Origin of the sequence: Haloplanus litoreus (assembly GCF_045690335.1) — an archaeon.
GTDB lineage: Archaea > Halobacteriota > Halobacteria > Halobacteriales > Haloferacaceae > Haloplanus > Haloplanus litoreus.
In genome coordinates, this window is sequence record NZ_CP147874.1 from 271,902 (window position 1) to 285,271 (window position 13,370).

Annotated in this window: 19 protein-coding genes; 12 read left to right on the plus strand and 7 right to left on the minus strand. The window is 68.5% G+C overall.

From position 1 onward, the window contains the following. The first annotated feature begins 64 nt into the window (after positions 1–64). On the plus strand, positions 65–517 hold the full coding sequence (locus V8686_RS01560) for a YbhB/YbcL family Raf kinase inhibitor-like protein (protein WP_379702162.1): 453 nt from the start codon (positions 65–67) through the stop codon (positions 515–517). 88 nt (positions 518–605) lie between these two features. Here V8686_RS01560 and V8686_RS01565 read toward each other — a convergent pair whose 3' ends face one another. After that, positions 606–1,127 carry an archaemetzincin family Zn-dependent metalloprotease gene (locus tag V8686_RS01565; protein WP_379702163.1) on the minus strand — a complete coding sequence of 174 codons (522 nt, stop codon included), beginning with the start codon at positions 1,125–1,127 and terminating at the stop codon, positions 606–608. 39 nt (positions 1,128–1,166) lie between these two features. Between V8686_RS01565 and V8686_RS01570 the strand changes: the two genes are divergently transcribed. From V8686_RS01570 to npdG, 3 genes are all read left to right on the plus strand, one after another. Beyond that, positions 1,167–1,586, plus strand: a complete 420-nt coding sequence (locus V8686_RS01570) for a UPF0146 family protein (protein ID WP_379702164.1) — start codon at positions 1,167–1,169, stop codon at positions 1,584–1,586. 223 nt (positions 1,587–1,809) lie between these two features. Beyond that, the gene (locus V8686_RS01575) at positions 1,810–2,673 is read left to right on the plus strand and encodes a TIGR01548 family HAD-type hydrolase (protein WP_379702166.1); all 864 of its coding nucleotides are present in this window, start codon (positions 1,810–1,812) and stop codon (positions 2,671–2,673) included. A gap of 113 nt (positions 2,674–2,786) precedes the next feature. Beyond that, positions 2,787–3,455, plus strand: a complete 669-nt coding sequence (npdG, locus tag V8686_RS01580; protein WP_379702167.1) for an NADPH-dependent F420 reductase — start codon at positions 2,787–2,789, stop codon at positions 3,453–3,455. Here npdG and hisE read toward each other — a convergent pair. Genes hisE through V8686_RS01595 form a run of 3 tightly spaced genes read right to left on the minus strand, consistent with a single transcriptional unit; the run spans position 3,452 to position 4,561 of the window. Then, entirely contained in the window at positions 3,452–3,760 is a 309-nt protein-coding gene (hisE, locus tag V8686_RS01585) for a phosphoribosyl-ATP diphosphatase (protein WP_379702168.1), read from the minus strand. The genes npdG and hisE overlap by 4 nt on opposite strands. 37 nt (positions 3,761–3,797) lie before the next feature. Then, positions 3,798–4,397: a pyridoxal 5'-phosphate synthase glutaminase subunit PdxT gene (gene pdxT, locus V8686_RS01590; RefSeq protein ID WP_379702170.1), complete on the minus strand. Its 600-nt coding sequence runs from the start codon at positions 4,395–4,397 to the stop codon at positions 3,798–3,800. After that, the gene (locus V8686_RS01595; RefSeq protein ID WP_251341595.1) at positions 4,397–4,561 is read right to left on the minus strand and encodes a preprotein translocase subunit Sec61beta; all 165 of its coding nucleotides are present in this window, start codon (positions 4,559–4,561) and stop codon (positions 4,397–4,399) included. The genes pdxT and V8686_RS01595 overlap by 1 nt, the downstream gene beginning before the upstream one ends. A 105-nt stretch (positions 4,562–4,666) precedes the next feature. On the opposite strand from V8686_RS01595, the gene V8686_RS01600 reads away from it, so the two are divergent. The 4 genes from V8686_RS01600 to V8686_RS01615 all read left to right on the plus strand — a co-directional run bounded on the left by V8686_RS01600 (position 4,667) and on the right by V8686_RS01615 (position 6,284). Next, entirely contained in the window at positions 4,667–4,933 is a 267-nt protein-coding gene (locus tag V8686_RS01600) for a thioredoxin family protein (RefSeq protein ID WP_379702172.1), read from the plus strand. A 348-nt stretch (positions 4,934–5,281) separates the two neighbouring features. Continuing rightward, complete coding sequence (locus V8686_RS01605) at positions 5,282–5,422, plus strand: hypothetical protein (protein ID WP_379702174.1); 141 nt, start codon at positions 5,282–5,284, stop codon at positions 5,420–5,422. Then, entirely contained in the window at positions 5,422–5,604 is a 183-nt protein-coding gene (locus V8686_RS01610; RefSeq protein WP_379702176.1) for a hypothetical protein, read from the plus strand. Before V8686_RS01605 ends, V8686_RS01610 begins: the two co-directional genes overlap by 1 nt. 56 nt (positions 5,605–5,660) lie before the next feature. Then, the gene (locus V8686_RS01615) at positions 5,661–6,284 is read left to right on the plus strand and encodes a methyltransferase domain-containing protein (protein ID WP_379702178.1); all 624 of its coding nucleotides are present in this window, start codon (positions 5,661–5,663) and stop codon (positions 6,282–6,284) included. Here V8686_RS01615 and V8686_RS01620 read toward each other — a convergent pair. After that, positions 6,281–6,712 carry a type IV pilin gene (locus tag V8686_RS01620; protein ID WP_379702180.1) on the minus strand — a complete coding sequence of 144 codons (432 nt, stop codon included), beginning with the start codon at positions 6,710–6,712 and terminating at the stop codon, positions 6,281–6,283. The two genes, V8686_RS01615 and V8686_RS01620, sit on opposite strands and share 4 nt — an antisense overlap. 16 nt (positions 6,713–6,728) lie before the next feature. Beyond that, on the minus strand, positions 6,729–8,099 hold the full coding sequence (locus V8686_RS01625; protein ID WP_379702182.1) for a DUF7096 domain-containing protein: 1,371 nt from the start codon (positions 8,097–8,099) through the stop codon (positions 6,729–6,731). Between the two features lie 129 nt (positions 8,100–8,228). On the opposite strand from V8686_RS01625, the gene V8686_RS01630 reads away from it, so the two are divergent. The 4 genes from V8686_RS01630 (at position 8,229) to V8686_RS01645 (ending at position 12,182) form a co-directional block, all read left to right on the plus strand. Further along, complete coding sequence (locus tag V8686_RS01630; RefSeq protein ID WP_379702184.1) at positions 8,229–9,386, plus strand: helix-turn-helix transcriptional regulator; 1,158 nt, start codon at positions 8,229–8,231, stop codon at positions 9,384–9,386. 167 nt (positions 9,387–9,553) lie between these two features. Continuing rightward, complete coding sequence (locus V8686_RS01635) at positions 9,554–10,345, plus strand: electron transfer flavoprotein subunit beta/FixA family protein (protein ID WP_379702185.1); 792 nt, start codon at positions 9,554–9,556, stop codon at positions 10,343–10,345. Beyond that, complete coding sequence (locus V8686_RS01640) at positions 10,342–11,301, plus strand: electron transfer flavoprotein subunit alpha/FixB family protein (RefSeq protein WP_379702187.1); 960 nt, start codon at positions 10,342–10,344, stop codon at positions 11,299–11,301. Before V8686_RS01635 ends, V8686_RS01640 begins: the two co-directional genes overlap by 4 nt. Positions 11,302–11,339: 38 nt before the next feature. Beyond that, positions 11,340–12,182, plus strand: a complete 843-nt coding sequence (locus tag V8686_RS01645) for a polyprenyl synthetase family protein (protein WP_379702189.1) — start codon at positions 11,340–11,342, stop codon at positions 12,180–12,182. Here the strand turns inward: V8686_RS01645 and V8686_RS01650 are convergent. Beyond that, positions 12,179–13,294: a DUF373 family protein gene (locus V8686_RS01650; RefSeq protein WP_379702191.1), complete on the minus strand. Its 1,116-nt coding sequence runs from the start codon at positions 13,292–13,294 to the stop codon at positions 12,179–12,181. The genes V8686_RS01645 and V8686_RS01650 overlap by 4 nt on opposite strands. Between the last annotated feature and the right edge of the window lie 76 nt (positions 13,295–13,370).

Sequence of the window (13,370 nt, forward strand, 5' to 3'; positions counted from 1 at the left end):
CCGCGCGCCTAAGCGTTACCGGTCGCCCCCCAAAGATAACTCCTCGCGGCGTGCACGTGTCAGTATGGAGCTATCCAGCCCTGCCTTCCGAGACGGCGACCCGATCCCCCGGAAGTACGGCTACACGGCCGACAACGTCAACCCGCCGCTGGAACTGTCGGATCCCCCCGCCGAGACCGAGTCGCTCGCGCTCGTCGTCGACGACCCCGACGCCCTCGAACCGGCGGGGAAGGTGTGGCGACACTGGCTGGTGTGGAACGTCGACCCGACGCGCAAACGCATCCCCGAGGACTGGTCGACCGACACTGCCGCCGCCGTCGAAGGCGAGAACGACTACGGGGAGACGGACTACGGCGGCCCGAACCCCCCGGACGGGGAGCACACCTACCGGTTCCGGCTGTTCGCGCTGGACGCCGAACTTGACGTGCCGGCCGGGTCGATGCTCGACGACTTGGAGCGGGCGATGGAGGGGCACGTCCTCGAGGAGGCGGTGTACGAGGGGACTTACGCGCCCTGAGACGGGGTACTGTAAGTCAGGACCGGTAGGTCGCCGAGACGGTCTCGGCGACTCACCGGGAAACAGCTACAGTAATCCGGATGAGTCGTTAGAACAGCGTTCGGTCGCAGGAGCCACAGAGGTTCTGCTCTTTCTTGTCCACTTCGCGGACGGTGGGCGAGAAGCTCATCACACAGCGTTCGTTGTCGCAGTGTTCGAGGCCGACGGTGTGACCGATTTCGTGGACGATTTCCTTGCGCACGCGGTCGGCGAACACTTCGGACTGGGGTTTGGAGGTGATCCCGCCGTCGGAGGTAGTTTGCAGGCGATACGTGGAGACCACGGAGCCGTTGCCGTTCAGGTAGGCGAGCCCGAAGACGTAGTTCCGACGTCGGTAGTAGAGGTCCTCGGAGGTGATGCCGATGTTCTTCTCGCCGCTCCCGACGCGGCTGGCGAGTTCGATGAACTCCTCGGCCCGGTACTGATTCCGACTCCGGTCGAACGCGCCGTCGGGGATTCGCTGGGCGTCGTGGACCGTCACGTCGCAGTCGTAGACTGCTCGCAGTCCGGCAGAAGCCTCGCGTTTCACCTGTGCCGGCACGTCCCCGATCGGCACGATGTCGACGAGCATGAGAGGTGTTAAGCGTGGGCCCGCTATAAATATCCCGACGTGACGGCTCCGCGCTCCGCACTCGTCGACCGACTCGCCACCTACGACCGCCTCGTCGAAGTGGGGATCGGTCGCCGTCCGGAGGTGGCGACGGCCCTCGTCGACGCCGGCTGTGCGGTCACCGCGACGGACGTGTTCGACGCGCCCGTCCCCGACGGCGTCGACTTCGTCCGCGACGACGTGGTCGCCCGGGCCGACGCACTCGACGGCGAGGGTCCCGGTGACCCCTACCGCGTCGACGCCGTGTACGGCCTGAACCTGCCCGCGGAACTGCAGCGATCCGCCCGCGACGTGGCGGGCGCCGCCGGTGCCGACTTCCTCTTTACCACCCTCGGTTTCGAGGAGCCAACCGTCCCGGTCGACCGGGAATCGGTCGGCCGTGAGACGCTGTACGTCGCTCCCGCGCCGTGTCACCGGTAGCGGGCACCGCTGTCGCTGGGTCGACGTCGACGCGGTCCGTGTCACACAGGTGCGCTCCCCGGAGGTACGCCCCTCGTCGACGCGACGGTCCACGGCTACGTCTCCGAGGTCGAGAGCGGCCAACTTCGCCACCCTGGCGGCCGGACCGCCGAGGGGATCAGTACGCGGGTCGGGTGACCGGGCGATAGAAAGGCACTTGGCCCGCCGTGCCACCCTCGGGCACATGGACGTGGACGCGGTCGTACTCGACATCGACGGGGTGCTCGTCGACGTCGCGGACTCGTATCGCCGGGCCATCGTCGAATCCGTCGACCGGGTGTACGGACGGACCATCGACGACGCCGGCATCCAGCGCTTCAAGGACGCCGGCGGCTTCAACAACGACTGGGAACTCACCGACGCCGCGGCGCTTTACGTCCTCGCCCGAGAGGCCGGCTACGACGGCGACGTGGCGACGTTCACCGACGCCGTCGCCGCGAGGGGCGGTGGCCTGGACGCCGCCGAAGCCGTCGTTCGGGCGGCCCCGCTCGACGACGACGACGTCTTCGGCCGCTGGGCCCCCGACCGGTTGCGCGAGACCTTCCAGGCGCTCTACCTCGGTGCCGACCTGTACCGTGATCTGGAGGGCGGCGAGCCGCCGTTCGAGACCCGCGGCTACATCCACGACGAACCCGTCCTCGTCGAGCCCGCGACGCTCGAGACCCTCACCGAGCGGTTCGCGGTCGGCGTGCTGACGGGGCGCCCGGCCGCGGAGGCGGCCATCGCGCTCGACCGGGTCGGCCTCTCGGTCCCCGACGCCCACCGGTTCACGATGGACGACTGGGCGGCGGGCAAACCGCACCCCCGGGCGCTGACGACGCTGGCGGATCGGCTGGACGCGGCGCGGGTGGCCTTCGCCGGCGACACCCTCGACGACGTGCGGACCGCGGTGAACGCCGCCGACGCCGACGCCGACCGGACGTACTACGGGGTCGGTGTCCTCACCGGTGGACTGACCGGCGACTCGGGGCGGCGGGCCTACGAGGACGCCGGCGCCGCCGCGGTGGTCGAGACGGTGAACGACCTGCCCGATCTGCTGGACTCGTGACACTCGATCGGTCCCCGTTCGTCGCCGTCGCTCCCGTCGTCGCGACGCTCGCCGCCGGCGGCGAATAGACCCTGTCCCGACACGCTTACTTTCGGCCCGTCCACAGTACAGCCATGCGAATCGCACTACTCGGCGGGACCGGCGACATCGGCGAAGGTCTCGCCCTCCGGTGGGCGTTCCACACCGATCACGACGTCGTGATCGGCTCGCGGGACCCCGACAAGGCCCGCGCGAAGGCCGAGGAGTACGAGACCGAACTGTCGAGTCGTGGCGTCGACCGGAAGGTCAACGGGTTCGAGAACGCGATGGCGGCCGACCGGGCGAGCGTCGTCGTCCTCGCCGTCCCCGCCTACCACGTCACCGACACGGTGGAGGCGGTGGCCGACTCCCTCGACGACGGCGACGTCCTCGTCACGCCCGCGACGGGGATGCAACGCGACGAGGACGGCTTCCACTACCACCGACCCGGCGCCGGGAGCGTGACGCAACTGGCCGTCGACGCCGCCCCCGAGGGCGTCCCCGTCGTCGGGGCGTTCCACAACCTCGCAGCCGGTCGGCTGGCCGACCTGGACGCCGATCTCGGTATCGACACCCTCCTCGTCGCCGACGACCCCGACGCCAAGGAGACGGTTCGACTGCTCGCCGACGGCATCGACGGACTGCGTCCCCTCGACGCCGGTGGACTCGCCAACTCCCCCGAAATCGAGGCGCTGACGCCGCTGCTCATCAACGTCGCCACGAACAACGAGGGGATGCACGACCTCGGCGTCCGCTTCGACTAGAACCGGTCTTCGAGTTCCGCCCGCAGATCGTCGACGGTCAACCCCTTCATCGCCAACAGGACGAGCAGGTGATAGACCAGATCCGCTGATTCGGCGACCAGTTGCTCGCTGTCGTCGTCTTTCGCCGCGAGGACGACTTCGGTCGCCTCCTCGCCGATCTTCTCGAGCGTCGCGTTCTCCCCCTTCTCGTGGGTGAACAGGGACGCGGTGTAGGAGCCTTCCGGGAGTTCGTCGCGGCGGTCCTCGATAGTGGCAAAGAGTGCGTCGAGGACGGCGTCGGGGGCCACATCGTCTTCGTCGGTCATGGGCGACCGGACGACCGGCGGGGGCAAGGGCCTGTCGCTACGCCGTCGCCGCCAACGGGTCGAAGAGCGCGAGGCGGTGAAGGCGGTCGTCGTCGGTGAGTTCGGGATGAAAGGAGGTGGCGACGACCGGTCCGTCGCGGATCGCCACGGGGCGATCTTCCACCGTCGCCAGAACCGTCACGTCCGGTCCCACCTCGTCGACGACGGGGGCGCGGATGAACACGGCGTGGAACGGGTCGTCCAGGCCGGCAACGTCGAGGGCGGCCTCGAAGCTGTCGACCTGTCGGCCGAAGGCGTTGCGGTCGACGGAGACGTCGACGACGCCGAGGGTGTCGACCCGATCGTCGCGGGCGTCCCGCGAGGCGACGATGAGGCCGGCACACGTCGCGAGGACGGGCTTGCCGGCCTCGACGTGGGCGACGATCTCCTCGTCGATGCCCTCGGTGCCGAGCAGTCGGGAGATGGTGGTCGATTCGCCGCCGGGGAGCGCGAGGGCGTCGCAGCCGGGGACGATCCCCGACTCGCGGATTTCGACGACGTGGACCTCGTGGCCGGTGGTCGCCGCTGCCCGTTCGATCGCCGAGACGTGTTCGCTCACGTTCCCCTGGACGGCGACGACGCCGATCCGGAGACCCATTACAGCGAGACGACGTTCAGCACCTGCACCAGTACCCCGAAGAGGACGCCGAACGCGACGACGGTCTTGGGGTCGATCCGAATGGCGTTGCGGTCCTCGGCGTCGAAGTAGCGAACGAGCCCCGCACTCGACATCAGTCCGCCGCCGCCCTGACTTCCACTCATACGCGTCTCTGGGTTCGTCGCCGGCCTAAACGTTTCGCTCCGGGGAAGACCGTCGCCGGATGAGGAACGCTTATCGGGGTCGCTCCGGTAGCGATGGACGGATCAATGACCGTTCGACTGCTCGATTTCTACGCCGACTGGTGTGGTCCGTGTGACGCACAGGATCCGATTCTGGAGGAACTGGCGGCCGACTACGGCGACGTCGAGTTCGAGAAAATCGACGTCGACCAGGATCAGGACACCGCCAACGAGTACCAGGTGCAGTCCCTCCCGACCGTAGTCGTCGAGAACGACGACGGCATCGTCGACCGGTTCGTCGGCGTCACCCAGCGACCGGACATCGAAGCCGCCCTCGAACAGGCCGACGCCTGAGACGGGGAGGTGCGACGGTCGCCCGGCGGTTCGCCGGTCCGTCGCGGCGAATCGCCGGGACCGACGTACAACTATCGTCGCGGCTGGAACTGTTTGCACCCCCGATCGCCAGACTGCGTCCGATCGGGTGCGTGATGACTTACGAACGCACCTGTCCCAGTACGGGGCCGACCCGCGTCCGTCCACTACGACCAGGGAGCCGTGGCCGTCGTGACCGTGATGTCGTGATTTTTCTCCCACAATAATCCCAAGTTCTACAGCGCCTACAACCCAGGACCCAGAACTAATATTTCGAAAATCACCGTGTACCACCAAAAATTATATATTGCCTTGGACGTATGGTCGAGTATGAGTAGTAAACAGGATACCACCCGTGTTGCCTCGCACACCGAGTACGCCCGCACCCGGATCCAGTGTCTCGACTGTGGTCAGGTCGCCCCCGTCGACGGCGAGGGCACCGCGAAGCAACTCTGCGTACGCTGTCGCTGATGGCGGCGACACCCTCGACGTCCGGCCTGCGCTCGGCGCCCGAGTTCGAACTGGAGTGTCTCTTCGACGACCTTTCGGACCCGTCGGAACTGACGATTTTCACGCCCGAGGACGGCAAACTCGCGACCGAGTGGATCTCCGCCGATCGGACCACCGCCTGCCCACTCGACCGGGTCCGGTAGCCGCGCAGTCGGCGAATCCGCACCGTTATGACGGTCGAACCCTAACCCGGATTTAAATGGGCATCCTCGAAAACAAATCTCGGGCGCGGCTGTTCTACAAGTACCTCTCGAAGGTGTACGACCAGGTCAACCCGTTCATCTGGAACGAGGAGATGCGGGCGGAGGCGCTGGAGCTTCTCGATCTCGCCCCCGACGACCGGGTGCTCGACGTGGGCTGTGGCACCGGTTTCGGTACCGAGGGACTGCTCCAGTACACCGACGACGTCCACGGACTGGATCAGAGTATCCACCAGATGGAGAAGGCCTTCGAGAAGTTCGGCCGCACCGACGAGGTGAACTTCTATCGGGGCGACGCCGAGCGGCTCCCCTTCGCGGACGACAGTTTCGACGCCGTCTGGTCGTCGGGGTCCATCGAGTACTGGCCCAATCCGGTCGACGCCCTCGCCGAGTTCCGGCGGATCGTGAAGCCGGGTGGGCCGGTGCTGGTCGTCGGACCGAACTACCCCAACAGTTCGGTGTTCCAGCGCGTCGCCGACGCGATCATGCTCTTCTACGACGAGGCGGAAGCGGATCGGATGTTCGCTGCGGCCGGCTTCGACGACGTACAACACGTCACGATGGGGCCGGCGTACAACCCCGAAATCGCCATCACGACGCTGGCTCGCGCCCCCGACAACTAGGCGGTGGCCGACAGAACGGCGAGCAGTCGCCCGTTCCGGCGCAGTTCGACAGTCACGTGAGCGCCCGCCGAGAGCGACGGCCGGTTCGTCGACGCGACGCGGAACGACGCGCGCTCGCCCGGCTCCCATCGCGGGTCGGCGGCGGCGTTGAACGGCCCGGTCGGCCCGGAGCGAAAGCCACGCGCGGAGAAAAACGGGACCGGTGGCTGGCGGGCGAGTGGCTGGCCGTCGACCCGAACGAGCACGTCGAGGCTGCGAACGTCCACCGTCTCCCCCGCCCGGTGCGTGAGAACGAGACGGTCCCCGTCGACGGAGAGTGTCGGCGCGACGGCCGTCGGCGCCGTGGGGAGCGCCGCCAGCGTGGTGCCGAGGACGGCGATTCCGAGGACGGCGGCGAGCAGGACTCCCGTCGCGGTCCGGCCGACCATAGGTCGGCTGGCCGCGTTACGGGTGATAAACGTTCGCGACGGCGCCGTCCATCGGCGTCGGTGTCGGGGTGGCCGTCGTATTCTCGTCGTCGCCGTCGTCGCCGTCGTCACCGCTCGTGACCACTCGCGGCGGGACGCCCGGGGGGACGACGGCGCTGACGTTACCGCCCAGCGCTCGGACGCTGACGGTGTACTGGCGGTTGGGTGAGAGCGTCCAGATCACGCCGTCGGTGCCGGTGGTTCCGATCCGTTCGGGCGGGCTGGGGCCCGCCTTGATCGAGACGGGTGCGTCGACGGGGTCGCCGGTCACCTCGTCGACGACCCGGATCTGGACGGGACCGCCGGGGTAGGTGTGGTTCACGACGAGTCGAAGCCCGTCGTCGGTTCGGTCGATCCGCTGGTCCGTGACCACCGTCTCGAGCGGTCGGCGCTGGTGTTCGGCGTAGACGACGCGGGCGTTGCTGTCGACGAAGGCGGTCAGGTCGCCCCGGCTGTGTCCGATCCGGACCGGATAGGTCTCGCCCCCGCCGAACACCTGGGTCTGTTCGCGAGTCGTGTTCCAGATGACCGGGTAGCTGCTCGCGACGATGTCGAGGGCGACTTCGAGTTCGATGGCGTCGCCGGCGCCGTTCCGGAGGTCACCGCGGTAGGCCTCGCGGTAGTACGTCTCGTCGATGACGGCCGAGACGGTGACGCTCCGGGCGCTCGTCGCCACGTAGAACCGGTGTGGGTCGACCTCGCCGTGGAGGACCGCGCGGGCGTGGTCACGCACCGGACCGGTGAACGCCGAGAGCCGGTTTCCGATGGAGGCCAGTCGTCCACGGTTGATGTCGAAGCCGGGCGTGTCGGCGGCCAGTTCCTCCAGTTGCCGTCGTCGCTCGTTGAGCTCCTGGGCGGCGATGCTGATCCGAACGAGGGTGACGAGAAGCTGCTGGGTGGTGATCTCGTCCTCGCTGTACGCCCCGACGGCGGCTATCTGTTTGCGGTCCAGGTCGTCGACCGAGGTTTCGAGGTCCTGCAGCGCCGTCCGGAGGCGTTCGCGGCGCAGTTCGGCCGTGTCGGCGTCCTCGACGCGCTCGGTCATCGCCAGCGTCCGGAGCTGGTCGGTCGTCGCGTTCGTCGAGAGCCCCACCGCAGGGCCGAGGTCCACGTAGTGTTCGGCGACGGCGGAGCGACCGACCGACTCGGGGGGCACGTCGAGGACGTTGATCTGTTGGAGTGGCGTCCGGTTGTCGTCGGTCTGTGCGACGACTGGGGCGTCGAGGGCCGCGGGCGACGGTGGCGAGCGTTCGTCGGTGTCGACGGGTGCGGTTCCGGCGAGGCCGCCCGCAGCCCCGACTGCGGACGAGAGGAGGAGGGCAACCACGAGAACGGGGAGGGCTCTCATCGGCCGACGATACATCCGCCTGCTACTAAAACCCCGCCTTCCGTCTCACGTCTGACGGCCGCTATCTCGCCGACAGGGGCTCTGTGGCGATGGAAAGCGTTTTCCCGTCTCATCGAGAGGCACGAAGTAATGCGGATCGCCGCGCCCCTCCTCGCCCTCTTGGTCCTCCTGACCGGGACGTTCCCCGCGGTGGCACTCGCCGGGACCGGTGTTCCCTCCACCACCGAGACGGGGGACGTCGCCCCGTCGTCCCCCGCCGACCGGCCGGCACTCGTGGGACCGTCCCGTGCCCGTATCGACGACCCGACGGTTACGGAACTCTACATCGCGCCGGATCCGGACGGGACCGCCCGCTGGAACGTCTCGATCCGGTACAACCTCTCGACCGAGACCGATCGGGCCGCCTTCGAGCGTTACGGCCGAACGTTCGAGGCCGGCGACGCCGGTATCGGCCTCGATGCCGCCTTCTTCCGGACCCTCGCCGAGGAAGCCAGTCGGGCGACCGGGCGGGAGATGTCGATCCGGAACCCCACCCGGAACGCCACCGTCAGCAACGGGACCGGTGTCCTCAGTCTCTCGTTCACCTGGACGAACTTCGTCACCGACACCGACCACGGCTTCGCCGTCGAGGACGCGGTGTTGATGCCCGGAAACCGGACCTGGCTCGCCTCGATCGAACCCTCACAGCGACTGGTCGTCGAGACGCCGGAGGGCTACCAGGTGACCGATACGCGCTTCGGCCTCGACAACGGATCGGTGGTGATCCAGGGTCCCCACACGTTCCGCGAACCCCTGACCATCTCTTACCAGCAGACGGCACCCGAGGAACCCGAACCGCAGGGACCGCCCTGGTCGCTGATCGGTGGCGCCCTACTCGTGGGGCTGGGGCTCGTCGCCGCCGTGATCTACATCCGCCGTCACGGCGAGGCGTCACCGACCGCCACCGACGACGCGGGCGACGAGGAACCCGAACCGGTGGAGTCGTCGCCGGATGCCACACCTGCGGCCGACGGGACGACCGACGCCACCGACGAGGCGACGACCGACGAGGCCGATACGGACGGGACCATCGACCCCTCTCTGCTCTCGGACGAGGAGCGCGTCGAACGCCTCCTCGACGAGAACGGCGGGCGGATGAAGCAGGCGCGGATCGTCCGCGAGACGGGGTGGTCGGACGCCAAGGTGTCCCAGTTGCTCTCGACGATGGCCGACGACGGCCGGATCGAGAAGCTCCGTCTCGGCCGTGAGAACCTCATCTCGCTCCCCGACGAGGACCCCGAGACGTAAGCGTTGCCGTCGGTACGAGTGCCCGCCGCGTCGCGTTACCTCCGCAGTGCCGTCGGTCTGCGCGACGACGTGTGTTGGCAATCGTCGCGGTGTGTGTTGCCACCGATCGTGGTGTGCGTCGACGCGTTCCAACAGAGCCTTTACGCCCGCACGGGAAGGTGGCCTCCATGAAGATCCTCGTAACCGTCAAGGAGGTTGCCGAAGTCGCCGACGACTTCGAAATCGAGGGACTGAGCATCCCCGAGAAGTTCCTCGAGTACGACCTCAACGAGTGGGACGACTACGCCGTCGAGGCGGCGGTCCGCATCGCCGAAGACCGGGACGAGGACGTCGAAGTCGTCGCCGTTACGGTCGGCCCGGAGCGCAGCGAGGAGACGATCCGGATGGCGCTGGCGAAAGGCGTCGACCGCGCGGTCCGTGTCTGGGACGACGCGCTCGCGGAGGCGGGTCTGATCGATCCGACGGCGACCGCTCGCGTCCTCGCGGCCGTCGCCGAGGCGGAGGATCCCGACCTCGTCCTCTCGGGCGTACAGGCCGCCGACGACGGCTTCGGCGCTACTGGCGTCGCCCTCGCCGAACACCTCGACTTCGGGTGGGCGGCGGTCGTGAACGACCTCGAACTGGGGGATGGCGAGGCCTCGGTCCGGCGCGAACTCGAAGGCGGCGTCGAGGAACTCACGACCGTCGCCCTGCCCGCGGTCCTCACGATCCAGACGGGAATCAACGACCCGCGGTACGCGAGTCTGCGGGGCATCCGACAGGCCCAGCGCAAGGAACTCGCCGTGCACACGCTCGCCGACCTCGGCCTCGATCCGGCCGTCCTCGACGGCGACCTGACCCTCACGGGGATGGCGAAACCCGAGAGTGAGTCGGACGCCACGCTGTTCGAAGGAAGCCCCGAGGAGACGGCCGCGGAACTCGAAACTGTCCTGCGGGACGCGGGGGTGGGTGCGGAATGAGCGACGGGGACGTCCTCGCCGTCGCCGAACACCGCCGCGGTGACCTCCGTCCGGTGAGCTACGAACTGATCGCGGCGGGTCGGGACCTGGCCGACGACCTGGACGGCGACCTGCACGTCGCCGTGATCGGCGGCGACGTCGACGGCTTCGCCGAGCGACTGGACCGCCGCGGCGTCGCGGCGATTCACACCGTCGCCGAGGGGGAGGAGTTCAACCACGACGTGTACACGGCGGCGACGACGGCGCTGTTCGAGTCGCTCGATCCGAGCGTCCTCCTCCTGCCAAACAGTGTGAACGGACTCGACTACGCACCTGCGGTGGCGACGCGGCTGTCGACCCCGCTGGTCAGCGACGCGGTCGACCTGTCGGTCGACGACGGGCTGACCGCCGTCCGCGAGATGTACGGCTCGAAGGTGGAGACGACGGTCGAGGTGGCAGTCGAACCGGTCACCGTGACGATCCGTGGTGGCGAGTGGCCCCCCGAGGAGGAACCCGGCGACGCCGAGATCACCCCCTTCGACGTCGACGTCGACGAGTCGTCGGTTCGCTCTACCGTCCGCGGGTTCGAGGAGGCCGGCGCCGGGGACGTCGACATCAGCGAGGCCGAGTTCGTCGTCTCCGTCGGGCGCGGCATCGAGGAAGAGGAGAACCTCGAACTGGTCGAAGACTTGGCCGACGCCCTCGACGCGACGCTCGCCGCCTCCCGTCCCATCGTCGACAGCGGTTGGTTGCCGAAGAACCGTCAGGTCGGCCAGTCGGGGAAGGTCGTGACCCCCGAGGTCTACCTCGCGCTCGGCATCTCGGGGGCGGTCCAGCACGTGGCCGGTATGAAAGGCGCCGAGACGATCATCGCCGTCAACACCGATCCCGACGCACCCATCTTCGACATCGCGGACTACGGCATCGTCGACGACCTGTTCGAGGTCGTTCCGGAACTGATCGAGCGCTTCGAATAGCGTCACGTACTTGCCGCGTCCGCCCTTTCGCCCGGGCAATGGAGTATCTGGATCGCCGCGTCGGACTCGTGAACGACCGGCTGGAGTCGCTCGTCGAGGCGGTCGAACCGCCGGAGCTCGCGGCGCAACTCGACCACGTCGCGCTGGCTGGCGGCAAGCGAGTTCGGCCGGCGGTGACGGTGCTGGCGTGTGAGGCCGTCGGCGGGGTGCCCGCCGACGCCGTCGACTTCGCGGTCGGAATCGAACTGGTCCACAACGCCTCGCTGGTGATCGACGACATCATCGACCGGTCGGCGGTGCGTCGCGGCACCCCGAGCGCCTGGGAGGAGTTCGGCTACGGTCCCGCCATCGTCGCCAGCGACGGGCTGCTCGGCGAGGCGTTCGCGCTCTTCTCTCGGAACGAACGGGCGATGCGCATCGTCGCCGAGGCGATGGTCGAACTCGGCGAGGGCGAGGCGACGGAACTGGTCGCCCGTCCCGAGAACGAGGCGGAGTACATGGAACTCGCCCGCCGGAAGACGGGCGTCCTCTTCCGCGCGGCGGCGGAACTGGGTGCCGTGGCCGGCGGCGCCGACGCCTTCACCGTCGAGTCGCTGGGCGACTACGCCGAACGAGTCGGCGTCGCCTTCCAGATCCGTGACGACGTGTTGGACGCGACGGCCGACGCGGACGCCCTCGGCAAGCCGACGGGCCAGGACGCGGAGATGGACCGCCCGTCGCTGGTGCAGGTGACGGATCTCTCGCCGTCGGCGGCCAACGACCGGGCGCGCCGGGAATCGGATCGAGCGCTTTCGGCGCTGTCCGCGGCCGACACCGACGACGTCGACGCCGTCGACTACCTGCAGGACCTCGCGGAGTTCGTCGTCGTCCGGGAGCGTTAGGCCGGGTCGACGCCCGTCGGGAATCGTGACTCCGCGATGGCAAAGGTGAGCGTGCTGAGAACGCCGAGGAGCGTGCCGACGGTGAGAGCCACCGCGAGGTCCGTCAGCGTGAGCGCCGCCACGCCCGCCACGGGCGGGAGCAAGAACCCGGAGACTGCGTAGAGGACGACGGCGATGGCGGCCACGTAGAAGGGGGCGTTCAGGTAGCGCCACTTGAACCGGTCGGCGAGGTACTCGTCGGTCACTTGTCCGAGGCTGCTGGTGATCCCCGCCGCGGCGAACCACCGGATGGCGCCGTTGACGAGGGCGGCGAGCACCGTCACTGCGGACGGATCGCCGGCGACACCGGCCTCGACGGTCCGGAGCGTCGACACCCCCTCGGCGCCGCCGACGACCAGGAGGGCCGCCGCGACGACGTAGGTGATGATCGTCACCCGACCGGCGTAGAGGACGTTTCGGATCCGCTCGGCTGCCTCGTCCACTGTCGATTCGAGACCCAGCCCCCGGAACAGCGTGTAGAGACCGAGGAGCGCCGAGATGAGCCCGAGAACCGCCGCGCCCGGGACGTCGAAGAAGGTGGCGATGGTGACGAACGGGTAGATCAGGAGGAGGATGCCGAGCGGAACCAACAGGGTCCCGCGGGTCTCCGGGTCCGCGAGCACCTGCTTCATCGTGTAGTACATCGACTCCAGGTTCTGTGCCTGCCGGACGACGACACGGCGGACGCTGTCGATGGGGACCCGCGACCGGATGACGGGCAGGACGGACTCGTCCTGCGCGCCGTCGGTGATGACGATGGCCCGGACGGACTCCCCGGTCGCGAGGCCAGCCAGTACCCGGTCGACCTCCTCGCCGACCGCGCGGGTGGCCCGCACTTCGCTCCCCTGAACGCCCGTGACCGCGGCCACTTCGACCTCCTCGCTCTCCGCCGCTTCGAGGTCCTCGAGGACGTGAAGCCCCTGGAACATGACGTTCACGTCGGAGTCCTCGGGGTCCGCCGTGGCGAGGGCGACGGCCGCGTCCCTGACGGCGTCGCGACCGACGACCGGCGTCTCGAGGCCGGTCTTGCGGCCGAGGTCGTCGTCCAGATCCACACAGAGCACCAGGAGCACGTCTCCTCGTAGGCCATCCGGATATTTCCCTCTTCGGGACACCGCCACGAAAGAGTTAACACGTCACTCAGTTAAT